The organism is Bacteroidota bacterium (assembly GCA_016706865.1).
GTDB lineage: Bacteria > Bacteroidota > Bacteroidia > Chitinophagales > BACL12 > UBA7236.
In genome coordinates, this window is sequence record JADJIS010000001.1 from 632,184 (window position 1) to 656,625 (window position 24,442).

Below are 24,442 nucleotides of genomic sequence, written 5' to 3' on the forward strand. Positions count from 1 at the left end.
TACTGTTTTAGTAAATATGGATATTTAACGGAGGGAGAGGGAAAAGGTTGTGTTGGGAGGGGAAATATCTTATAAAATCCTATCTTTACTTAAACTAATCCTAGTAGAAAATAAATACTCAACTTATTCGCGGTTAAATCTAAATTAATTATGTCTTTTGTCAAATTATAATGAATCGAAGCAAAAAACGAAAATGGATAAAATAATAAATAATCGGAAAAGATTATCTGCGTATTCAAAATTTGCAATTGCCGTATTAGTTATGAAGCCATCGATAGGTTTATCTGAAGTTGTGTATACTGATATTGAACCGGATGTAGTATTAGCTAATGACAATGATGGATACATTCTTGATTTGAATAATGATTCATTTAATGATTTTGAATTTTTGAATAGATCTTTTGAAATAGGAGGATATTGGACATCTGGCTCTATTTATTATATACCATTTAATAATTTTGAGAGGATTATTGGAACAGCATTATTTGATAATAGTTTTGCTGCAAATTCAGTGGATTATGGTACCACCTTTAGTGCATTGGTGAGAGAATTGCCATTTGCTTTAAACTCTGGAAATGTTATAGACGAATTACTTACTTTCCTACCGGATTATCAACAATTATTGGCATTTAAAACTGAATTAGATTTGGCAGGAGAACTATATCAATATGGAGGCTATTGGTTCCCAGAGGTAATTGATCACTATTTAGGAGTCAGATTTCAGGATGAAGATTTAAACACGCACTATGGCTGGATACGTTGTGATGTTAAAGACTCCGGTAGAACTCTGATTTTAAAGGGTTATGCCTATGAAACAGAATCTGATAAACCTATTGTAGCCGGTGATACCTTGAGCGTTGGAATTAATAATTTTTTAAATTCTCTCAACGCAACTGTTTATAGTTTTAATAGACAACTTTATATTCATTTAAATGAATCAACTGAAACTAAATTATCAATTTTTGATTTACTTGGAAAAGAGATTCTTAACATATCCAATTTATCGAATTTTGACGTAATTCCATTAAATAATTATTCTAGTGGAATTTATATAGTGGAGTTACGTAGTGAATCAGGTATATTTAGAAAAGAAATTTCAATTTGAATTGTAATATTTGCTGAGAAAATAAAATCAATCTTGGAGATTTTCTTTTCAGTCTGAGAATTTCAGTCCTAACTTCTCACTTGAAAACTCAATTTATATCAGAAAGAGACTAATGATAATTTAGATCAAGCAAATCCCATTTACTGGAGTCCAATTACAAAAAATCCGTCTCTCCATTTTTATTAGCTAAGTAAAACCCATAGTTCACACAAAGAATCGGCCATTTCACACAAAACAGGTACAAACACATCGCTTTAGAATATAATTTTATATTGAATAAGCAGATGTATGAAAGATTATAAAAAAAGCCTAAAACAATACTCATCGATAGCAGCCTGTATTCTTGCATCAGGAACCCCTATGTTGGGACAAGTAATATATGTTGATGTTGATCCGGATATAGCTGTCGATGTAGAATTTGACGAGGGATCAGATAATGAATATTTTGATGTGGATGGTGATGGAATTAATGATTTTGAAGTGGAATTGGTTTACAGTTCCGGTTGCTTTTATTGCGATTGGTATATATCAGGGGAGATTCGGGGATTAAATTCAAATATGATAGAAACGGAACTCACCACGGAATATTCAGCGTGTTTTGGCGATCCAATCTATTTGCCTGTTGCAGAAATTCACGAGGCTGATGATACAATTGAAATCAATGATACCTTTGAAGCTGGAAATCAAACTATCTTCTGGCATGATTTCGAGGATTGCGGTTTTGGTCTGGTTGGTACCGATGAATTTATATCAAAATTTATTGGATTTAAATTGATGATTGGTGGTGAAACACATTACGGCTGGATGCGTGTAAGTCTGGTGGGTAATTATCATCTCAGAATACATGATTATGCATATGCCGAAGAACCCGATAATGCAATTGTAACCGAATATTTTTATGGACCTGAAATTGATTGGGAAGAAGTATCCGATGCTGGAGATGAAACTACCGGGTCGGATATATTTTTTAAATTCCATAATTCATTCGATGAAACATCTGTTAATGAATACCGGGTAATTTGTGTAAAGGAGTCAGTTGCTGCAACATTTACATTAGCAGAAGCACTCACAGTACCTTCCGATCAATATTTAAGTATTCTTCCTGCAGGATCATTTTTTTATGATGGCAATTTAAATGATGACAGCCACGATACTGATGGTGATCTTATTACCAATCACATTACTTATAAACTTTTTATTCTTACTATAAATGATCTTGGTAATGTTTTGTCTGAAGCTTGTCCCTCCGTTTACCTCGATAGTTATTTGGATCCACCGGGTCCACTTACCATCAGTGATGTAGGTGATACTTTTCTTCAAACGATATCAAGGTTAAAATAACTCCATCCGAAACGGAAAATTTAATTTCAGAATACCGCATAATTTTTCTGAAAAGCCCATCCTTAAGTTTTAGTATTAGCGATGCGTTATTGGTTCCTGCAGAAAATTATATATCCTTTACACCAACAGGTTCAACGATAGAATACATACTGCCGCCGGAACATATAGATGCTAATGGCGAATTGATAGAAACGGGAGCCGAATACAGGGCCGCCATAGTTTCGATGAATAATGAATTGGGTAATTCACCGCTATTAAATTTCACGCCATATATTACACTTGATGGAGCAACAACTCTCGCTTCAGACCTGCTATTAAGCGACATAGGAAACAACGCGAACAGCACAGATCTGCAATTACAATTTGAAGTAACTGATCATACAGAAACAGTAGATGAATATCGAATAATGATAGTGCCGGAATATATGATCGGTTATTTCGATAAGGGTATGGCAGAATTGATTACAGCAGATAAATACCGGTCATTTACAACCGATGCCAACGGTGTATTTACCATTAACTTTCCCGAAGGTTTTAAAGATGTAAATGATTTTCCGATTGTTGAGTGGCAACTTTATTATGCTTTCATTCTCAGTATGTCTTCGCCGTTAGGACAAGACAATGAATTATCGCAACCATCTAATGGCGTTGAATTATCAGGACTTACTAGTTTATCAGAAATTAATGCAGGTCAAATTGAAATATTATACAATAACAGTATTCTTAATATTTCAGGAATATCATCCATGGGAGAAATAAATATTTTTAATATTGAAGGGCAACAGATACTTTCGAGAGAATTATCTGAAGAGAATTCATACATTCAAATTGATCTTATTCCGGGGGTTTATTTTTTTAAGATGCAGATTGGAAATAATAGGATTGCCAAAAAATTTATGGTGACGGAGTAAATTCTCGAAGCAGACCTTGTTCGTCGTTCGCTACGGGGCACCCTAAAGTGAAAAAGCCCGGTGCATCGCACTGGGCCTAGAGATTTAGCCCCGAAGCAGAGCTCGTGCCTCGCTCGCTACGGGGCACCCCAAAGCGAAAAAACCTGGCAGTTTTCTGCCAGGTTTTTTCTGCTTTGGGGTGGTGTGGGGCGCACTATCACCTACTATAATTTAGTTTATCTAATTTAACTTATCCCGTTTAAAATCTCACCATATGTCTATAAATGCTATATCTAAGTTAACCTTAAAATTTAAGTGTGTATAAAAAAAACTGCCACATGGACTGCCACATGACAAAATATTTGTATTTTTGCAATGCTCAATTTAACAAATATGGCTACATTAAATTTTTACCTCAGGAAAACGGCGGCGACGGAGTCACCAATAGAGTTAGTATATCAATTTAAGGCGAATAGAATTAGGATTTGCATTGGAGAGGCAATCCAACCTAAAAAATGGAATCCATACAAACAGAGGGCAAAGGAAACAGAATTGACTACTAAAGATGGAAGAGTTTCTTTAAATGGTTATCTAAAAGAACTGGAAGACTTTGTTTGGAAAATATACAAGGAAGAGTTAGAAAAAGGGACGCCAAGTCCAAAAGTTATAAAAAATAAAATCTTAGAGTTTGTCCGACCAGTTGAAGTGGTGGAATTGAAAAAAGAGAGTATTTACGATTTGATAGATAGGTTTATTAAAAATGAGATTACTGTCAAAGGCAAAAACAAGGCGTCGGCGACAATTAAAACCTATAAAACAACCCTTTCACATTTAATGGCATTTGAGAAAAAGTTTAAATATCCTATAAACTTTGAATCCATCACAATTAACTTCTACCATAAGTTTACATCATATCTCAGGAAAGAAGGCAAAGGCGACAATACCATAGGCAAAAACATTCAGGTTATTAAAGTCTTTATGAATACTGCAATAGATATGAAACTTACAGACAATACAGATTTTAAAAAGGAGGCATTTTCAGTTCTACGAGTGGATACCGACGCAGTATATTTGACAGAAAAGGAAATTCTATCATTTTATAATTATGATTTAAGTAATAATAAACGATTAGAACGTGTAAGAGATTTGTTTGTATTTGGATGCTATGTGGGATTGAGGTTTTCCGACTATTCAAATATAAAACCCGAAAACTTAATTATGGTTAAGGGTAAACAATTTCTGAAAGTAAAAACCCAAAAAACTGACGAAGAGGTCATAATTCCATGCCATGCCATCGTTAAACAGATATTTTTGAAATACATAGGAGTTACAACTAATAGTTTACCACCATCTATTTCTAACCAAAAATTTAATCAATTTATTAAGGAGGCGGCAAAAATTGCAGGTCTTACAGAAACGGGACGTTTGTCAAACAATTTGTCACTTCCTCTTTGTGAGTGTATTTCATCACACACCTGTAGGCGGTCATTTGCTACAAACTATTATGGTAAAATTCAAACAAAAACCTTAATGCAAATCACAGGGCATAAGTCGGAACGCACATTTTTAAGATATATAAAAACGAGTAAACAGGAATCCGCTGAGAGATTACATGAAATTATGGAAAAGGAGTATTCACAACAAGTATTAAACATTGTAAACTATTGAAATATGGAAACTTATATTACCTCTGACTGGATTAAAACAAATTGGAAGGAGATAAAGGAACAATTTGATTTAAAAGTAACTTATTTGGATCGAGTGAAATTTTGGACAGAAAAAAGATTACATGAGTGTAGTCTAAATGCCTTATATAGCAATGGAAAATTGTATGTAGAACCTGAGGAAATTGAGAATTTTGAAAAAATTTCCATCACACCTATAAATGAAACAGAACGAACTCAAATAAATTTTTTTTTATATGAAAATCATGATGAATTATATCCTAAAAAGGTGAAGTGCAATTTTAACGCACTTAAAAAGAGATTTGAAGAGAAATTACCCAACGCATTGTCACCAGAAAAATTAATCGCTGACGAAATGACGGCTATTGAAAAAACAATAGAAATGGAAAAGAATAGACAAGACAATATGAAAACTTTTACCATCGGTTTTAGAGCTGCTGAAAATGGCACATATTTAGACCTATTTAAAAACAAGTATATTCATGGTCAAGGTGTTTTTTCTACCTACATTATTCCAGAAAACATTTTTGTTGGGATACACGCAGCACATTACTATTTCTATTTAAAGGGTTTATTAAACTCAGAAAATAAAAATCCTAAAGTCAAGACCAAAACACTAACAGCAAAACAACAAATCCTTTTACTCCACCATTTGGGAGTTTTCAACCTTCCCACAATTGAAAGTATGTCACAAAAAAAGAAGGGAATTTTATTTGGTGTATTATTAGGTAGTGATAACTCTAATATGACAGATTACATAACTTACACAAACCCTACACCTCCAAAGTCACAAATGAAACACTCTGATAATGCCTATAATACTGAAAATATAAAAGAAGTAAATAAATTATTAAAGAGCGTCGATTTACCATTAATTGAAATAAAAGTTTAAAGTTGTTATAAATTTAGGGTAACCCAACCCCCTACCCCACCCAATTTGATGTCATTGTTTTGCATAACCTTATTTAAAGAGGTATGTAAAATGACAGATATAAAAATTGATTTTCCATTTAACGAACTCGAAACAAGGTTTCGTGCAATCGTTTGCGAAGTAGTTACTTCACTTCTACCCAAAACTAATGAACCCGAGCAGTTAATCTCTATGGACGAAGTTCGTAAAATGTTTACGCCGTCGGTTTCAAAACCTACAATTATTCAATGGACTAAGGATGGCAAATTACAATCTCACCGTATTGGGGGACGTGTATATTATAAACGTTCTGAGGTATTGGAGTCTTTGAAAACAGTTAAAAAATATGGGAGGTAATTATGACAGCTCGATTTACTTTACCATTCCATAAGGAGTTTAGATACATGCTAAATTTCGAAACAGGACTTTACGAAATAGACAATTTCCCATTAGGAGTATTAACTCTCCCAACAAAATTTAAGATTGAAATAACCCAACGTAAAGAGATAGTTGACTCCGAATACATCATAAGAGGTAAAAAGGAAAAATGGGAAAATAAAATCCTTACTGGATTGAGGAAAATTTCAGATTGTTGGTTTTACGGGGACACAATAAAGAGTAAGAAAAAAAGTTACATTTTATTCAATATCTCAGATAACAAACAGGAGATTTTGATTTTTCTATTTGGAGGATTTTATCCTGCTACTCCCCAACATCGACAAAATTTAAACGATTACTTCATTTGTGAGCAAAATAAAAAGAGAGGCATATAACCTCTCTTTGCTCGATTTAACCATATGGATTTACCAAATGATTGACGGCGTAAAAATAACAACTAATTTCTATAATAAAGAGCATTTTTTGAACAATCCTCTTTTACAGTTCAACCAAAGGTTAAACCTAAATACTGGGGAACTTACATTCCCCTATTATACCAAATATAAAGGGTTACAAATCAATATTAGGTCAAATAACTTCATTGAAATAACAGGGAGTTTACACAAGTATTTAAAGGATGGTGAAAATTTTGGAGATTTTACATTTATTGAACTTTGCGCCGCAATTGATACGCTATGTAGAGATTTGAAAATAGAGCCAAATAGATGGCATGTAAACAATTTAGAAATAGGTGTTAATGTAATTCTACCATTTGCGGCGCAAAACCTCTTAGCACGTCTTATTTGCTACAAAAACAAACCTTTCAATAGGTATGAAAATAGTATCGGTTTATACTGCACCCATTTCACACAAAAGGAAGTAAAGTTTTATAGTAAGTTTCTGCAGGGAGTTACTAAGACCAATTCCTTTAGAGTTGAATATAAGGCAAAAAAAATGCAGTCTATTGGTGGGACAATTTTACTTTCTGACCTATACGATTTAGACCAAATTAAATGGTTATCCAATGAATTGACCAAAATTTGTAAGGACTCGTTGATAATTGACCAGTCAATAGATATTTCCCAATTGACTAAATGTGAGAGTGAATTATACCTCAACGGAATTAACCCTAACTATTGGACACAGGAGCATAAAAAAAATAGAAAGTCATGTTTTAAACTTCGTAAACGGTTCGATAAAATTTTATCTACATATGGTAGGGAAAACTTTAGTGAAGTTTTAACTAAATTGGTAGAAAACAAGATTACTGAAATGTTAGAAATGGGGGACGTTCTTACCGACCTACCAAAAGACTCTTATTTGATAAATGGGGGACGTTCTTACAGTTTAGATAAAGGGAAAGAATGTCACCCTGTAAGAATATGTTTAACATGTGGTAGGGATATATCAAAACAAGACCCAAATTCAAAGTTTTGTAGTGAGTCTCTTTATGGAAGAGAGGGTAAAAAATGTAGGAATACTTTTAACAACAAAAAATATAAGATAAAACGGATCGAAAGAGGCGGTGTATTATTTCCCATTGCACAATGGGTTTAGTGGGTCTATCTCTAAGGATTAAGGTTATATAGAATAATATGGGAAGAGATTCAACGGGAGTAATAACTCAGAGCGGCGCAAATCAAATCAAAATTAGTGCACTCAAAAAAGGTGGATTGTTCAACGCTGAGAATAAATTATTGTCAGGGACAATAAGTTGGGAGAACGGCGCAATTTTAAACTTTCAATATAGAAACGAAGAGGGGAAAAAGTCAATTAGATTTCAATATTGCCATACTGATTACAAGGGAAACAAATCAAACATGGATTATACGGTTCAGATTGTTTCTGTCCCTTCCAATTTGGGGAAAGGTGAAAACCTATATTTTTTGTGTCCCGTGTCCTATAAACGGTGCAAGGCGATTTTTATGGCATATGGTTCAACCAAATTCAAACGCCGTTCAGCATATCAAACACGTATTTACTACATGACTCAAAAAAGAAGTCACCATGATAGGCATTTATACAGATATTTTGATTTGGAAGACCAACTTAAAGAAATTTATACAAAGGGGTATAAAGAAACCTACAAAGGAAAACAAACCCGCGTTGCACACAGGGTCAAGATGTTAGAGATTAAAAAACAGCACTATAATAATTTACGATTGAGTTTATTTATTGAGAGATTTGGGTATTTATTGGATAAGAAGTAAAAGGTAAAATTTTCAACTACATACAATAACAATCAATTATCCGTAGATTTGAGTAACCCTAACCTAAACAGACTAACATGGAATTTTTGCTAATAATCATTGTTGTTGCCTTTTACTTCCTACCCTCAATTATGGCATACAGAAAATCATTCTTTGGGCAAGTATTTTTATTAAACCTATTATTGGGTTGGACAGTATTAGGGTGGATTATTGCCATAATATGGGCTGTAAAAGTTGAAAAGTAATCCGTTTTAGAATAAACTCCAGAGGAAGGTTTTAATACGGTCAGTTGAATGATTCCAATAACTTACAAAAGTGACACTATAAAAAAGGAATGTTTTAACAAACCTACTCTTTAGTCTTAACCCTTTTCATTAATCCTTCCAATACCTCAGGGTCGTTCAAATCCCCTTCACCCTTTATATTGTCGTAGGTTTTCTCAATCCCTTTAATCCCTGTCTCCTTAGGTTTTAGAAAATCTCTTATTTCGGTCAACAATTGGTTATTACTCTTTAGTAACTCTATTAGGTCATTTATTTTGAAATACCATAAGGAAATCTCACGTCCAATGAGAAAAAGGGCAATTAGAACTACTAAAAGTATCCCTAATTGAATGAGTGTTAAGTTTGAGTCCATAGTTCAAATATAGGAAAGAGTTGTAAAAATTAATAAATTTGAATAAAATACACATTATGAAACTATTATCAATATTTCTATTACTCGCATTTGTTGCCTGTGAGAGCAAAAAAGTAGTATATAAGTCAAAGGAAGAAATTGCAAAAGATAGCATTTCAGCCTACTTGCAATCTCATTTACATGACCCAACAAGTTTTCAGTTAGTGCACTATTCGAAATTTGATACTGTTTATACCTCTGCCTACGACGACAAACGCGACTATTATAAAGGCATACAAGATAGTTTATTTGATGAGGCAGGAAAACATTATATCCTAAGTAAAGAGCATAAATTGACTTGGGACTTAGGAATGTCCTATTTTGATACTCTGACAAATTTACTAAATGATACTACATACCGTGGAAAATTCATTGGGTATGCAATCTCTCAAAAGTATCGAGCAAAGAATCAAATGGGTGCACTTGGATTACATACTGTTTTATATTCTTTTGACTCCTCAATGAATATTATAAACGTTATGGACGAAGATTAACATTCTTTTTGTTGCACCTATTGAATTTACTTTTTGGGGTATTTAAACTCCAAAATGCCACAGCTACTGCCACATAAAAATAAAAAAAACCCTCAAACTCAATAGAGTCAAGGGTTTGGGGTGGTGTGGGGCGGGATCGAACCGCCGACACAAGGATTTTCAGTCCTTTGCTCTACCAACTGAGCTACCGCACCTTTTATATTCTACTCTTTCGAACCTCGACACAAGCCCGCCCGGATGACCGGTCGGACGGGGATTTTCAGTCCTTTGCTCTACCAACTGAGCTACCGCACCTTTTTCAATTCATTAAGGACTACATTTTCAGTCCTTTGCGCTACCCCTTGTCCGTCAACCGACGGAAACTGAGCTACCGCACCTTTTTACTCTATAATACGACAAGATTTTCAGTCCTTTGCGCTACCCTTGTCAGTCCACTGACTGAAACTGAGCTACCGCACCTTTATTTAAGGGACTGCAAAGATATATTTATCCCCCCTATTTTCCAATAATATAGTTATTTACACAAAATTTTTCGGGGGAAAGTATGTCGTAATAGGCGCTGTAGGCAGTGTGACGCACCACTAATTCGTCGAAGTTGACACGGGAATCGTCGCTGCAGCTGATGCGGATCTTTTTAATGGAAGGGCCGATTTCATAGTTTTCTGAAGCTCTTACCCATCTGTCGCAAATATCGGTGGAAAGCGTTGGTGCTACGGAAACAGCTCTTAAAATCTCGTCTTTTTCGTTCAGAAAATAAACATCTATGTAGGGATAAGCCATGCTGTTAACGTCGGATTTTGCCCAAAAAGATACTTCTATCCAATAAGGCTCATCTGCTTGTACAGGAATTTCGGCCATGGGTTTTATGGTTTTATCGGAAAATAAAGATCCCTTTCCCATAAAAGAATTTCCGTTATGCTGATCATCAAAGGTGTTTCTGTAAAAAAGTTTTAACGGTTTTTCGGAAAAATAGGTGAAGCCATTATTATTATATTCCTGCAACGAATCTTGTATCAGGGAATGATCCCAAATTGCTATTTTATCGCCTTTCTCTTTTAATACCTTTGTATCAAAAGCGTAAAAACTAAACTGATCCGTTTTTGCAACTTCCACGGAATGGTCAACAAGAAATTGTTCACCGGCATTTAATGGTTTATTTGACACTGCAAGCAACAATTTTTGCGATTTAAATACTCCATCATTACTATAATTATTAATATAGGGATGAGAAACTATCTGCACATTATTTAAAGTTTGCGAAAACGACGTGCGACTCATCATATAATTTACTAACGGCAATTTAGTTGCATAGGAAAGTTCCATTGCATATTGAAAACCTCCCACAGTTCTGTCAACATATAATTTTTCGGAACCCTGAAAAAAAGAAGGCAGAAATAAAATAGCATCAAAATTTTCGACCTTCAGATCTGAACTCGAAAAAAGGCCGGTGAAAATGTTGTATGAGGAGTTGAAAGGATTTTTTTTATTACCTTTTTGCATTTTTTCTGCAGTACCAACAAAATAATTATACGATTCAGAAAACTGAATTACCAATGGCAAGGCCAGAAAAATATAAGCAATAATTACATTGCGTTTCTGGATTTTCTTAAACAAAATATAGATCAATACCGAAAGCGAAATAGTGTATATAAAATAAAATCCCCATGCAAACCTTCCGGGAGAACGAAACTGTTTTAATGGTGTAATAATATCAAGCAAAAATTCCAAATTCCAACTGAAGGGATAGGTCATGGAAAACAGCAATAATAAAACCGATGATATTAACCAAGATCCCATATCTCCCGGAAAATTTATTAAAGATCTTTTAAAGGAGCGTTTATATATCAAACGTTTTATATAAATAAACGGCAGAATAAATAAAAAAAACAAACCAACAACTCCAACATATGCATATCCCTCCGCATTAAATGGCAACAAATGGAAAATTCTAAAAAACTGATTTCTTATCGTACCATCCAAAGGCAAAAAAACTGACGGAAAAGATGCTTTATAGAGAAAAAAACCAAAAGGACTTTCAGGTCGATCAGAAATTTTATCCGTAAAGTGCATAAAAAGAGTAATAAACACAACAGGAATTATTGCTGCACCAATATGAAATAGTATCTGTTTAAAATTTCTTTTCTTTTTGAATAAAAGAATAAACACATGAAACAAAATAAACATCGCTCCTATCAATACATAATACATGTGCAGGAACCCAAATAAAATAATTACTGATATGATTAATATCCACCTCCATAACTGATATTGATATTTATCGAGCATTAATATCAAATACCAAATGAGGGGAATAAATAAAGCATATCCCAGTGCAAAATGTCCCCAAAACCTGTCCAGTTGTGGATTCATGAGCCCAATTAAAATAGATGCGACCACAGCAAAATAAGGTGGTAACGCATAAAAACACATTATTTTGTAAATGAAGATCACACAAAAGAAAAGTGATACAAACAACAAAATATTCATTATTCCAATGGTATATCCCGAAATAGAAAATAAATTATTGTCGATAAAATTCATCACCCAACTCAACAAGGGTTGATTATCCGTAAATACCACATGTTCGCCATAGGGATAATTCATTCCCGTAAAATGAGTTCCATTATCATTATCAACAAACCAAGCCGGTGTATAATAGTTTTTTACTGCATCTCCTCCTGTGCTAAGTAAATAAGTATTGGCATGAAATATTACCTTGCTCCAAACAATACAAATAATAGTTATCGTTAAAATAGAAAGTATCACAACCGGGTTCTTGAGGAGCTTCTTCATATATTAAAATTAAAAGCTTTTAAAGAATATTTTCAGAAAATTAAATCCCTCACTTAACAAAATGCCGGTGCGCATACTGCTAAATTGTATATTTTCCTTCAGTTCTATTTCCACAGGAACCATCGAAACTTCCTTTTGTCGAGATACAAGAAATATAAACTCCAGGTCGAAAAGATAACGGTTTATGGTAGTTTTTAAAAAAATATCTTTTCCCTTCTTATTAAATCCCTTTAATCCGCATTGCGTGTCAGAGATCTTTAAACGCAAAATATTTTTACTTCCGGCGCGTAAAATTTTTGAAATAAATTTACGCCCCGCAGGTACGTGTTTGTAATAACTTTTATCCTTTACTCCTACTGCAATGTCCGTTTTGCCTTTTACTATTTGATCCCAAATTTTAATAAAACTATTTGTGGTATAGGGAAAATCAATATCAGTATAAATACATACATCAGCAATCGAAGTTTTTATTCCTTCCCTCAATGCATATCCTTTTCCTTTATTAACATCATAACTAATATTTACAAATTGCGGAATGCGATCTTTTAATTTTTGTATATCTGTTAAACTGATAGTGGAAGTTCCATCATTAACCATAATAAGCGTAATATCAATATCCTTAATACGATTTTTAATTTCCTGAAATTCCTGAATAATATTTTCCGCCCAATTTTTTGAGGGATTGTAACAAGGCAAAATAATATCTAGTGAAGTAGCTGTCAATTATTATTTAAATAAACCGTAACGAACTATACAATATATTGCACGCACACCATCCTTCCAGTTTATTTTTTTCCCTTCTGCATATGTTCTGCCATAATATGAAATTCCAACTTCATAGATACGTATGCCTTTAATTTTAGCTAATTTTTGTGTAAGCTCCGGTTCAAATCCAAAACGGTTTTCTTTTAATTTTATGGATTTTATTATATCTGTCCGAACGAGTTTATAACAGGTTTCCATATCCGTTAAATTCAAATTGCTGAACATATTGGAAATAGAGGTCAAAAATCCATTACCTATCGAATGCCAATAAAATAAAATACGGTGTGCATTGCCTCCGCTAAACCTGGAACCATACACAACATCGGCATCACGTTCTAAAACAGGTTTTAATAATAAAGTAAATTCGTTTGGATCATATTCCAGATCGGCATCCTGTACTATAGTGAATTCACCACTCGCATTATTGATGCCCGTATGTAATGCCGCACCTTTTCCCTTGTTAACCTCATGATGAAAGGAACGGATATTTAATTGGGGATGCGCGTCAATAAACTCCTGTAACTTAATTGCAGTTTTATCTTTTGAGCAATCGTTAACTACAATAATTTCCATTTCAATATTTTGAGGTAACACTACTTTTGAAAGTGTGGTCAAAATAGTTTGAATGGTGTTTTCCTCGTTATAGGCAGGAACAAGTACACTTAATTTTTTTACTTCCATGTGTTCAAAAAGTAAAATTAAGGCATTCTTTCCGTTAATGGAAAATTGTAGTTCTTTGGAGTATTAGATCGAGATGTACAATGGAGCAGACTGATTATTTTACAGCGGCATCCAAAGGCAGTTTAATTTCAAATACTTCACCTTTTTTTACGGTAAGTAAGTTTGAACGCAACCAGGGATTATAATATTTAACCATTTTATAGGTTGTATTATGTTGCTGAGCAAATTCGGCCAGATTTAATATTGTAGTATCCACTTTCACAGTCTTGTATTCCCATGGATCATAAAGGTCTTCCTTACTTAAAAAGAAACCATAGTCCTGACTATTTTCATAAACTAATTTAAATGCCAGAGCTCGGAAAATATATCTGGAAGTTTCATCTTTTAAATACAGATCATAATAACTATCAGTATTCTGATAATCAACCACTCCTTCAATACCACCCATTCCGGCATTATATGAAGCTGCTGCCAGCGTCCAGTTGCCGAATTTTGCATAGGCATCTTTTAAATATTTTGCTGCAGCCCGGGTCGATTTTTCCATGTCGTAACGCTCATCCACCTCTGCGGTAACTGTTAATCCATAATTCACTGCAGTTCCCTTCAAAAATTGCCAATAACCATGCGCCTCGGCCGGAGAAACAACATTGCGCAATCCACTTTCTGCCATGGCAAGATATTTAAAATCGTCGGGGATATTATTTTCTTTTAAAACCTTTTCAATTATTGGAAACCATCTGTGTGCTAGTTTAAGGTTTTGAATGGTGCTGGAATGCCAATAACCGGTCACAGTTAATTCCCTGTCCATTCTTTCCAATACTTCAAAATCGTTAAGCGGAACCGGTTCTCCGGCAAAAGAAATAGTTGCGGGAACTTTTGCTGCAAAATATTTGATCGTGTTCACATCATCCGCCAGCGAACGCAAGGTATCGGATGACTCCACCACTGCATTTTTGTTGTTTTTAATATCTGAATTTCCTGAAACAGCATATCCAATAAAGATGGCTATTCCTGAAAAAGCACCGATTAATATGTAATGAATCTTTTTCAATTTCTTATTTTCTTTTAAATACGGGAACGGTGGAACAAGGTTCTCCGTACATGATACTTTTTGCAACCGGCCTCAGGATATTCGTTATCTCTAAATAGGCATCAACAGGAACCGGCTTATCGCTGCATCCCTTTATAACGACACGCTGGTCGATAAATTGCGTTAAGTCAATTTTTGATAAAGCCTCAGAGTATATCCTTTTTATCGCTTCTTCCTCATTACCCATAATAACACTATTGGCAAATGGCTGAGCATTGGCAGCAACCAACATATAAGCCCAATTTGGAATGATGGCATCTGCAGAGCAATAAACAGCGAGATATTTATCGGAATACAAGGACCAATCAATTAAAGCAAGTGCCTCGCGAAAGTCTTTTTCCTTGAGAATCAGGCCTTTAAATAAATAATCCTTCAGATCAAAGGCAACAATTTTGTCCGTTTCGGGAAAAAATGTTTCGAGATCGAATGATACAATTCCACTTTGAGCAACTTTATTAATGAGTTCCACCTGCTATATTTTATACTGCACAACGGATATCATAGGATAAAAGTTTTTTTAATCGCCAAATTGATAACGATTATCCACAACTTCAGCCTTATCTTTTAGTTCGAAAAGCAATCCCTGTGTCTGTTGAACCATGGCTTGCTGTTGTTGTTGTGGCTGATATTTATTTTGGAATGAATACATCAATTGATTTTTATTCATCGTGTAGTCCGTTGTTTCAGGAGCAGGTGTAATATTGATCAATTGCGCTAGAAATACTCCGCGATTGCCTGCCACCGGTTTTGTCATTTTACCGGCTTCAAGACCAAATACAGATCCTATCACCTTTGGTTCCCGTCCGATCATAGGTGCGGAAGGAGATGCCATACTTGCATTAGAAACAGAATCAACACGCATTCCCAATTTAGCTGCAATTGCCTCCATGGAAGCACCTGATTTCATTGCATCATTAAATTTCTGCGTTAACATTTCACCTTTTTTCTCCATGATCACTTCACGCTCCACTAATTCTTTGATATTTTCCAATTCTGCAATACCATCCACTTTAACATCTTTTACATAGGCAACAACCACACGATCTGCCATGTTAAAATATTTAAATTCATCCTTTTTTGCATCGAAAGCCCAAATAATGATCTCCCTGGTATCTGCAAGTCCCGGTATTTCGTATTGATTTTTAGTTAAGGGCTGAGTAACACGTTTAAATAATTTCATATCCGTAACACCTTGTTCGAAGGTTTCAGGAGTTTGATATTTATCGTAAAATGAGTTTGCTACTTTTTCAAGCGAATCGATGGTTTCTTTACCAGGTGCAACTGCTTTACTCAACACGGCAATTGTTACAAAATCTCTGCGATTTTTAACTTCCGTAATTTCAACAATATGGTATCCGTATGGCGCTTTTACTACTCCAACTTTTCCAACAGGACCAGTCTTAAATAAATAATCTTTGAATTCAGGAACATAACCAACGGAAGGAGTTACCCATCCAAGATCACCACCCTGAGGTTTTGATTCATTATCATCGGAAAATGTTGTAGCCAGTTGCGCAAAATCTCCCCCTGCAGCTAATAATCCCTGAATACTATCAACAAGATTTTTAGCAGTAACGGAGTCGCGGTTTTCATTTATTGCAATAACAATATGTTGCGCTTTAACGGAATCGAGCATATTCTGACGATTCTTCAATTTTGCCATTTTGTAAGATCCGCTGCTGAAGTAAGGACCAACAAGTGAACCTACACTTTTTGAATAAAAAGAATCAACTACATTCGAATCAATATCCATTTGATAAAGATCGTTGCGGCTGTAATTTGCATAACCATATCTATCCTGATCTTCAGAACGAGTTGCAATAAATATAGAGTCGTTTTTTGCAGCCTTCATTTTTTCAACGCTGGCCATCAGATTTGCAAGTGTTGTTGCACTATCAATTCCGGTCGGAGTAAATTCCCAGCTTACATATTCCACAACCCTGCCTTCAGTTTGTTTGTATTTATTTTTGTGTTCGTTGTAGTAAGATTTTAATTCAGCATCTGAAACGGTGATGGTTGAATCGGCTATCTGATCGTATGGAAGAGTAATTACAGTAAAATTAGCTCTAGTATTTCCCATGGTATAATTTCTTTTCGCCATCCATTCGGGAACATAAGTTGCTTGCGTAAAGAGCGACATATATTTCGATTGCATGTAATCGCGTTTTGCTACCTTTTCTCTGGAAATAAATTGATAATATTCCTGGCGCATTTGAGGATTATTTTGTTGCGCTTCCTGATCGGATATCTGACTAACCCATGTTGGAAGTACACTTGCATCATACTGTCCCGTTTGCGAGAGACCTATATAATAATTTTTGATAACCGGATGAGGATCTGGTCCATAGATAAGGTTGCTGAATTCATCCTCAGTAACAGTGATACCTAGTTTTTCCAGTTCTACCTCTACGATCTTCTCGTTTACAAATTCTGTCCATGCTTTTTCAGAAATACCAAATTGTGTTCTTGGATCCAGCTGATATTGTCCTTGCTCATATGCAAGCACTTGATTATTAAAGGTTAGATATTCCAATACCGATTGCCCGCGGCGTTCTGCAAACTCATCCTGCGTAATTTCCTGACCGGAAACATTTGCGTAATCCGGAATTTTGTTTTTGTTGAACATGCCGGTGTTGGAATTAGTAGCATCCTGAAATAAAAAAGCTACCAAAGCCAAGGCTATAGCGCCAACAACCACCCATGAGTACTTGCGAATCTTTGAAATGAGCATAACGATGTAATCCCTTTTAATTTATATTGGGGATGCAAAGGTAGTGGAATCAATGTGGAAAACAAAACTTCTTAAACGGACGTAGGACATAGGATAAAGGATGAAGGACTTGACATAGGACATGGGAAATAGGATAAAGGACATATGACATACGACATAGGACTTACGACATACGAAATAGAACTAACCGTGGGACTAAAGCTATTAATGTAACAAACTGCCTACTGTGACTGTGACTGTGACTGCGACTGCGACTGTGACTGCTACTGTGTCCAAGTTTCAACTCGGAGGAAGGTCACCCGGGGGAGAATTGTTTGTTGTTCTTTATTCCTTGTTCTTTATTCGATATTATTGTTCTGGGTTCTGGGTTCTGGGTTCTGGGTTCTGGGTTCTGGGTTCGGGGTTCTGAGTTCTGGGTTCAAGCAGATCCTAGTAAGATTAAACAAACACGACTACATTTCAACTTTGAGGAATGTGTTAAATAATAGATAATACCCCCTTTTTCAACCTTACACACCTTCCTTCCTTTTTTACTCCTTAGATCCTTCCCCTTCAATTCTTCGAATCTTCTCCCTTCGATTCTTCAAGCACTTCTCCCTTCGACTTCTTCAAGCACTTCTCCCTTGGAATCTTTAAAAGCTTCTTTCTTCTTTTTATAATACTCCTCCTGATACTTCCTGTTTTTCTTTTTGAACCAGTACATAAACACGGCAACACAGGTTGTAAAAACAGTTATATAAATATAATTGCCATAAGCCTGACCGTTGGAGGAACGAATGATAACCATGGTTAGAGAAATGACTGCAGCAACAAGCCACATCACTTCAAATATTTTCATTAATTTCAGATAGTTCTGCATATGCTAAATTAATTAAACTTTATTACTGTGTAATAAAACCATTGTTATTCTTCCGACTCCATGGCATCCATTTCTGTGCGAATTGTTCCCTGTGGTTTTTTTATTTTATAGGTTGTGAGTTGCTCATCGGCTTCCATTCCTTCTCCATAAATAACCTGATCGGGTGTAGTGATCTTTACAAATTTATCGGAATAAATTCTATGATTTTTTTCATCCCAAATTAATTCTTCTGTGCTAAGATGTTCATTGTTTTCGTTAACAACCTGTACATCGTTTCGCATAATGGTTTTCATTTCATTTTCATAACGAATGCCATAATTTGCGGTGAGATTACTTGTTACCCGTAAACTATCGTTATAAAAATCCACTTTTAATCCATCGTTAAATTCTGTATAGGGATTATCGGTCAGAAATCGCGTTACGGTTGGAGCTGTTACACGCACTTTTACATTGCCGTATTCACTGTAAAATAATTCGATATTTTTTCCGCGTTCCACACCCGGTTCGGCAAGTTTGGCAGCATTATTAACATCATCAATATCATTAACGCAGGAAACCATAAATATCATCCCAAAAATAATGGCAGAAGTAATTAAATTACTGCACAAAATTTTTTGAAGATCAAGGAAATATTTTTTCAATTTTATGAATCCGGCTTTTAGAAGAACCATTAAATATTAAAGCATAAAAAAATATTTTCCCACAGCCTTTTTATAATATTATTATTCTGCTGTGTTCGGATAAATATTAATCATAATTTGAAGATATCATCAATTCAATTTGAATTTTCTGAACCATCCTGAATCCACCAAGGTAAATCCAACTCCGAAATTATAATATGTTTCAGAAATATCGGTATTGCTTCCTCTTTGTCCTGCATTAATAAAAACATTCATACGGGAACTTCTGAACGAAGGCAATACATTATCCCCGAAACCCAATGGAATGGAGGTTCCTGCAGTAATTCCGATATCATTTAATTGCACGCCATCCACAATAAGATTGCTCATTCCGGAATAACCTCCGAGTCGCAATGCCCAAGCTGCACTTCTTTTTTCTTTTATTTTAGGAATAAATTCCATCGAAACTGTTGCTCTCCAACTATCACCTAAAGAACCTGCATCCTGAAAGCCTGCATATTTACTCCACATTGTTCTGGAATATTGCGCTCCAAGCGTAAATTGATTTTTATTTTCTGTTTCTGTACTAAAGAAACTAAATGAAATTCCACCTTGAAAAGATGCGGGAATAATTATATTACCTGATGTATCGGGTTGAGAATAAATTGTATCCGTAATAAATTCATAATTACCACTTTTCTGAATATTGGTCCATACAACAGATTGATCTCCGTTAACTGTTAATTCAGGACTCATTGCAGCACCAAACCGCCATGTTAAAATATCTCTGTTTGTTCCGTACTTTCTTATGAATTGTTTTTGATATCCTACTCCATAATTAAACATGCCGCCACTAATTCTGCTTGTTGTGGTGAGTTTTGTAGTTTGCGAATTAAATAGTTCGGGAAACGATGCATAAGTGATGCTTGATAAAGAACCAAAAAGTTGTGCCGCATTTCCGCCTATACTAAAAATATTTGCCGAAATAACAGTATCCATTTTATCCTTGATCAATTTTACTTTGGTTACTGTATCCGTTTGATATTTATATCCAAGTCCGCCGTAAACCTGATATAAACTTCCGTCACCAACATAATTATATTCAATTGTTCCTAGTTGAGGATCTTCGGTGGGTACTTCTTCATAAATGCTGTATTGAAATCCGCTATAAGGCATAAGTCCAAAACTCATTCCGAATTTATGACGTCTCAATTGTCGCATAAGCGGAAATCCGAAAGCCATATAAGAGAGATTACCATCACCCGAAGTAAATTGTTCAGTTTCATTTTTAAGAGTAATCACATTTCCGTAAGCCCCTACATCAAAAGTGGCAAAATTCAGTTCCGAATACGATGCCGGGTTTTGGTAATTAATATTTGTAGGCGTAAAATATGCAGCCGAAAAACCACCCATTCCGTTGGAGGCTCCAAAGGTTGTTGGAAAAATATTTCCTAACCCATATCTTGAATATGGAGAATTAACCTGAGCCGATAAAGTGGATATGGTAAAAACGGTAATTAAAAGTAGCAATCTTCCGAAACGCATCAGTTGTGATTCAAATTAAAATTAAGAATAGTGTTCAAACCCTCTAAAACCAGATTTGGGAGTGCAAATATCTGCCTTTTAAGATGCAATTCAAAGAAATGTGCATCTCCACCGGTAATAACTACACTTAAATCAGCATATTTTGAAGAGTAAGCTTCAATCATTCCGCTTGTTTCAAACAAAGCGCCAATGTAAGTTCCGGTTATCATAGAGGTATGTGTTGTATTACCGGTAAGTTCAATATTTTCGAGATCAATATCCAGCAACGGGTCTATTAACGGCAATCGGGCTGTAAAATTGTGCATTGCCTTAAGACGCATATGCAGTCCGGGTGAGATCGCACCTCCCAAATATTGATTTTCAGCATTTACAAAATCATATTTTATACAGGTGCCTGCGTCAATTACCAGCACATTTTTGTTGCGAAATTGTGCGTTAGCACCTACTGCTGCTGCAAGCCTGTCCTTTCCCAAGGTTTCCGGCGTTTCGTATAAATTGTGAATTGGGAGTGGTGAAACGTGGTTTAATAAAAGGAATTTCCCATTTCTTTGTAAAATTTCCTCCAAAGCAGGGTTGTGGTTGTCTACAGAGGAAAGTATACTATTGGAAATCGTGAATTTCTGAAGAATTGACAGGAGATCCTCACTATTCAATTGTTCTTCTTTCCAAACAAAAACGATCTGATCATCTTCAAATACAGCGCATTTGTGTTGAGTATTGCCAAGGTCGAGAACGAGATTCACGGTGTGAAATTCGCAAAAAATACTGTTACAAAGGATTTGACGATCCTGAATTCAGCAAATAGTAACGAATTTGTTAGTCCGGGAGGAATTTATTTCCGCTTACCGGCTTCTTCCTTATAGGTAGTGTAACAAATTACCAGATCGGCTTCACTGCGCCATTCGGTGTAGTAAACTAAAATGTCGGCCTCCGTTTTCCATTCGGTGAAGAACCAGATACCTGAATCTTTTTGAGCATCACTTTTCCAATCGCTTTTAAAAACGATAATATCGGCCTCAGAAGCGTTTTCGGTCACGTAAACCTTCTTATTGGCTTCACTTTTCCATTCCGTAGTGTAAATCACCTGGCTTTTGGCTTCGAAAAAGAAAATAACAAAGGTTATGGACAATAATAATTTGGAAGCTTTCATTGTATGTGTCTATTTGGTTTAAAGATAAGTAAGGTTTAGTTGGAATTCAAAATTGTTTTCTCTGCAAACCTTACTATCTCTTTAAGGGGTATAATGACTAATTTCGTGCCAAAGGAAAATAACGTTATGAGCAAAACATCAGAAATTCAGCTGAAAGTATTTTTAGATGAAAGTAATATCCCCGCAAACATAACCTGGTTTGCGAGCGACAGCCAAATGCAGGAACCGGAAAGTTGTAAAGCATTTATGTTGAGTGTATTTGATGAAAAATCTTCCGAATCGCTCCGCATCGATCTTTGGACGAAAGAAATGCGGCAGGATGAAATGGATAAATTCTTTTTCGAAACACTTATGACCATGGCGGATACCTATCACCGCGCAAATCAAAATGAAGAAATAGTGAAAGAGATGAAGGATTTTGCATTTAATTTTGGAGAGAAGACAGGTATTATAAAAAGAAAATAATTTTCGCAACGTCTCAACCATTTTTATGGATATCAATTTAATGACATGTTGCAAAATCCGTTTCTGATTATTTAATTTTAGGATATAAATTCATGCAACACAAAATTGGAATAACACTTTCAGGAGGAGGCGCAAGAGGCATTGCACATATTGGTGTATTGCAAGCTCTCGAAAGTGCGGGAATTTTTCCGGATGTTATTTCAGGTTGTAGTGCGGGTGCTATGGTGGGTGCATTATATGCAGAGGGTTATTCTCCGCGAAAAATATATTCACTCATTGAAAATAAAAGTATTTACAGTATTATTAAAATGGGGCTCCCTAACAAAGGGATGATGGAACTTGTTTATTTCAGAAAGATATTAACTGAAAATATTGCGCACGATACTTTTGAGCAATTAAAAAAACCATTTTATACCTCTGTCACAAATTTAAATACCGGAAATTGTGAAATAATTGGCAGTGGAAAATTAACCGATTATGTAATTGCTTCACAATCTATTCCCTTAGTGTTTAAACCATTAAAGATCGGTGAATATTTATATGTTGATGGAGGAGTATTAAACAATCTTCCCGTGGAACCCGTTCGCGATCAGTGTGATATTTTGATAGGCGTAAATGTTACACCTATTAATTACACAGAAAAATTAAGTGGAATGCGTGACGTGGGTTTTCGGATCTTGAATTTATCTCTCATGACAAATATGGAAAGCAGAATGAAACAATGCGATTTTTTAATTGAACCCGACACAGCAGATTACACCATATTTGATGTAAACAAATCAAAACTTATTTATGATGCAGGATATGAAGCAGCATTACCGGTTGCCGAAAAAATTATTCAATTCATAAAATCGGAAAATCAATAATTGGAACAATAATTTTTTGGTAAATTAATCATTACATAAAATTACTTTATGCCATTAATTCTCACTGTAAACGAAAAGACTCCTCAATTTGGAAAAAATTGTTTTCTCGCAGAAAATTGCACCATAGTAGGTGAAGTAAAAATGGGTGACGATTGCAGTGTGTGGTTTAATGCAGTTATTCGCGGCGATGTAAATTCTATTACCATCGGAAATAAAGTAAATATTCAGGATAATGCTGTAATACATTGCACCTATTTAAAAGCCGCAACTACAATTGGAAATAATGTTTCCATAGGACATAATGCAATTGTTCATGGATGCACCATTCACGATAATGTGTTGGTTGGCATGGGTGCAATTGTGATGGATAATGCAATAGTAAATGAAAATGTTTTAATAGCAGCCGGAGCAGTAGTTTTAGAAAATTCGATATTAGAAAGTGGTTTCATCTACGGTGGCGTTCCTGCCAAAAAACTTAAACCACTAAGTGAAGAAGTTTTTAAACACAATATCGATCGCATTGCGAATAATTATGTGATACTCAAAATGGTTCCAATAAATTTACCGATGATGTACCGATGAAAAATGATGTACCGATATACCGATGAACAGCCGGGCTTCGATTAAATCTGAAACTACCAGACCTGAAAATTAGCAAATTACCAAATGGAACAAGAATTTACCAGACTGACAAATTACTAAATGATCACACCTAGCATAACCGAATCAATAAGACGATAAACTTCGATCTTCCAGTATCCTGTACTTCACCCCTCAGGCTAATCATATTCTGAATGCCTGATTCGCTCCCTTTCCGGTATATTTATATTGGCAATCATCTGTCAGGAAACACTCGCCAACAGGCACCGTTTCGATTATAATCTCCCTTATCTCAGGGGTATAAATTTCATCGGAGTTCTAGCACGCAATTCCATAGTAAATTTCGCCACTACACACTCCAATTGTAAAGCAAGTAAGCAAGGCAATTACCCAAAGTGTGATGATAATTTTTTTCATTGTAATTTGATATACAAGAAGAAAATAATGCAATTGTATTGTGATAATGGACAGATATTATTTGAAGTTCAACTACTTTTTTACGAAGTAGCAAATTTTTTTAGGTATTGTTTTCCTCATTTCTAGTGTTTATTTAAACACTGGTTGTTACTTATTTGACATACACATTAAT

At 35.1% G+C, this 24,442-nt stretch carries 26 protein-coding genes and 1 tRNA gene; 14 read left to right on the forward strand and 13 right to left on the reverse strand.

The genetic code is table 11. The features are described 5' to 3' along the window. The first annotated feature begins 193 nt into the window (after positions 1-193). The 10 genes from IPI31_02565 (at position 194) to IPI31_02610 (ending at position 8,764) form a co-directional block, all read left to right on the forward strand. Positions 194-1,105: a T9SS type A sorting domain-containing protein gene (locus IPI31_02565; GenBank protein MBK7566686.1), complete on the forward strand. Its 912-nt coding sequence runs from the start codon at positions 194-196 to the stop codon at positions 1,103-1,105. A 288-nt stretch (positions 1,106-1,393) separates the two neighbouring features. After that, a complete protein-coding gene (locus IPI31_02570; protein MBK7566687.1) occupies positions 1,394-2,446 on the forward strand; it encodes a hypothetical protein in 1,053 nt (350 codons plus the stop codon). An 89-nt stretch (positions 2,447-2,535) separates the two neighbouring features. Further along, complete coding sequence (locus IPI31_02575) at positions 2,536-3,357, forward strand: T9SS type A sorting domain-containing protein (GenBank protein ID MBK7566688.1); 822 nt, start codon at positions 2,536-2,538, stop codon at positions 3,355-3,357. Positions 3,358-3,729: 372 nt separating this feature from the next. Next, positions 3,730-5,004, forward strand: a complete 1,275-nt coding sequence (locus IPI31_02580; protein MBK7566689.1) for a site-specific integrase — start codon at positions 3,730-3,732, stop codon at positions 5,002-5,004. A 3-nt stretch (positions 5,005-5,007) separates the two neighbouring features. Further along, positions 5,008-5,913 carry a hypothetical protein gene (locus IPI31_02585; protein ID MBK7566690.1) on the forward strand — a complete coding sequence of 302 codons (906 nt, stop codon included), beginning with the start codon at positions 5,008-5,010 and terminating at the stop codon, positions 5,911-5,913. Positions 5,914-6,003: 90 nt separating this feature from the next. After that, positions 6,004-6,288, forward strand: coding sequence for a helix-turn-helix domain-containing protein (locus IPI31_02590; GenBank protein ID MBK7566691.1), 285 nt, complete (start codon positions 6,004-6,006; stop codon positions 6,286-6,288). 2 nt (positions 6,289-6,290) lie between these two features. Continuing rightward, on the forward strand, positions 6,291-6,704 hold the full coding sequence (locus IPI31_02595) for a hypothetical protein (protein ID MBK7566692.1): 414 nt from the start codon (positions 6,291-6,293) through the stop codon (positions 6,702-6,704). Beyond that, complete coding sequence (locus tag IPI31_02600) at positions 6,676-7,866, forward strand: hypothetical protein (protein MBK7566693.1); 1,191 nt, start codon at positions 6,676-6,678, stop codon at positions 7,864-7,866. The genes IPI31_02595 and IPI31_02600 overlap by 29 nt, the downstream gene beginning before the upstream one ends. A 38-nt stretch (positions 7,867-7,904) precedes the next feature. Then, a complete protein-coding gene (locus IPI31_02605; protein ID MBK7566694.1) occupies positions 7,905-8,519 on the forward strand; it encodes a hypothetical protein in 615 nt (204 codons plus the stop codon). A gap of 77 nt (positions 8,520-8,596) precedes the next feature. Then, positions 8,597-8,764 carry a superinfection immunity protein gene (locus IPI31_02610; protein MBK7566695.1) on the forward strand — a complete coding sequence of 56 codons (168 nt, stop codon included), beginning with the start codon at positions 8,597-8,599 and terminating at the stop codon, positions 8,762-8,764. 103 nt (positions 8,765-8,867) lie between these two features. On the opposite strand, the gene IPI31_02615 is transcribed toward IPI31_02610, so the two are convergent. Next, positions 8,868-9,155 (reverse strand): hypothetical protein, encoded by a 288-nt coding sequence (locus tag IPI31_02615; protein ID MBK7566696.1) that lies wholly within the window; start codon positions 9,153-9,155, stop codon positions 8,868-8,870. Between the two features lie 56 nt (positions 9,156-9,211). On the opposite strand from IPI31_02615, the gene IPI31_02620 reads away from it, so the two are divergent. After that, positions 9,212-9,688, forward strand: coding sequence for a hypothetical protein (locus IPI31_02620; GenBank protein MBK7566697.1), 477 nt, complete (start codon positions 9,212-9,214; stop codon positions 9,686-9,688). A gap of 121 nt (positions 9,689-9,809) precedes the next feature. Here the strand turns inward: IPI31_02620 and IPI31_02625 are convergent. From IPI31_02625 to IPI31_02680, 12 genes are all read right to left on the reverse strand, one after another. After that, positions 9,810-9,882 (reverse strand) — tRNA-Phe (locus tag IPI31_02625). A gap of 301 nt (positions 9,883-10,183) precedes the next feature. After that, entirely contained in the window at positions 10,184-12,481 is a 2,298-nt protein-coding gene (locus IPI31_02630) for a hypothetical protein (GenBank protein MBK7566698.1), read from the reverse strand. A gap of 9 nt (positions 12,482-12,490) precedes the next feature. Next, positions 12,491-13,204, reverse strand: a complete 714-nt coding sequence (locus tag IPI31_02635) for a glycosyltransferase family 2 protein (protein MBK7566699.1) — start codon at positions 13,202-13,204, stop codon at positions 12,491-12,493. A 3-nt stretch (positions 13,205-13,207) separates the two neighbouring features. Next, on the reverse strand, positions 13,208-13,927 hold the full coding sequence (locus tag IPI31_02640; protein MBK7566700.1) for a glycosyltransferase family 2 protein: 720 nt from the start codon (positions 13,925-13,927) through the stop codon (positions 13,208-13,210). A 94-nt stretch (positions 13,928-14,021) separates the two neighbouring features. After that, complete coding sequence (locus IPI31_02645) at positions 14,022-14,978, reverse strand: lytic transglycosylase domain-containing protein (GenBank protein MBK7566701.1); 957 nt, start codon at positions 14,976-14,978, stop codon at positions 14,022-14,024. A 4-nt stretch (positions 14,979-14,982) separates the two neighbouring features. Beyond that, entirely contained in the window at positions 14,983-15,486 is a 504-nt protein-coding gene (locus tag IPI31_02650) for a DUF2480 family protein (protein MBK7566702.1), read from the reverse strand. Between the two features lie 48 nt (positions 15,487-15,534). Next, positions 15,535-17,748, reverse strand: a complete 2,214-nt coding sequence (locus IPI31_02655; protein ID MBK7566703.1) for a peptidylprolyl isomerase — start codon at positions 17,746-17,748, stop codon at positions 15,535-15,537. Positions 17,749-18,331: 583 nt separating this feature from the next. After that, a complete protein-coding gene (locus IPI31_02660; protein ID MBK7566704.1) occupies positions 18,332-18,607 on the reverse strand; it encodes a DUF2101 family protein in 276 nt (91 codons plus the stop codon). A 44-nt stretch (positions 18,608-18,651) separates the two neighbouring features. Then, positions 18,652-19,248 carry an LPS export ABC transporter periplasmic protein LptC gene (gene lptC, locus IPI31_02665; protein MBK7566705.1) on the reverse strand — a complete coding sequence of 199 codons (597 nt, stop codon included), beginning with the start codon at positions 19,246-19,248 and terminating at the stop codon, positions 18,652-18,654. A 129-nt stretch (positions 19,249-19,377) separates the two neighbouring features. Continuing rightward, positions 19,378-20,772: a hypothetical protein gene (locus IPI31_02670; GenBank protein MBK7566706.1), complete on the reverse strand. Its 1,395-nt coding sequence runs from the start codon at positions 20,770-20,772 to the stop codon at positions 19,378-19,380. Then, entirely contained in the window at positions 20,772-21,515 is a 744-nt protein-coding gene (locus IPI31_02675; GenBank protein MBK7566707.1) for a type III pantothenate kinase, read from the reverse strand. Before IPI31_02675 ends, IPI31_02670 begins: the two co-directional genes overlap by 1 nt. Positions 21,516-21,604: 89 nt before the next feature. After that, positions 21,605-21,922, reverse strand: coding sequence for a hypothetical protein (locus IPI31_02680; GenBank protein ID MBK7566708.1), 318 nt, complete (start codon positions 21,920-21,922; stop codon positions 21,605-21,607). A gap of 126 nt (positions 21,923-22,048) precedes the next feature. Between IPI31_02680 and gldC the strand changes: the two genes are divergently transcribed. From gldC to IPI31_02695, 3 genes are all read left to right on the forward strand, one after another. Continuing rightward, a complete protein-coding gene (gldC, locus tag IPI31_02685; protein ID MBK7566709.1) occupies positions 22,049-22,387 on the forward strand; it encodes a gliding motility protein GldC in 339 nt (112 codons plus the stop codon). 92 nt (positions 22,388-22,479) lie between these two features. Then, positions 22,480-23,253 (forward strand): patatin-like phospholipase family protein, encoded by a 774-nt coding sequence (locus IPI31_02690; protein ID MBK7566710.1) that lies wholly within the window; start codon positions 22,480-22,482, stop codon positions 23,251-23,253. Between the two features lie 48 nt (positions 23,254-23,301). Beyond that, positions 23,302-23,835, forward strand: coding sequence for a gamma carbonic anhydrase family protein (locus tag IPI31_02695; GenBank protein ID MBK7566711.1), 534 nt, complete (start codon positions 23,302-23,304; stop codon positions 23,833-23,835). The last annotated feature ends 607 nt before the right edge of the window (positions 23,836-24,442 follow it).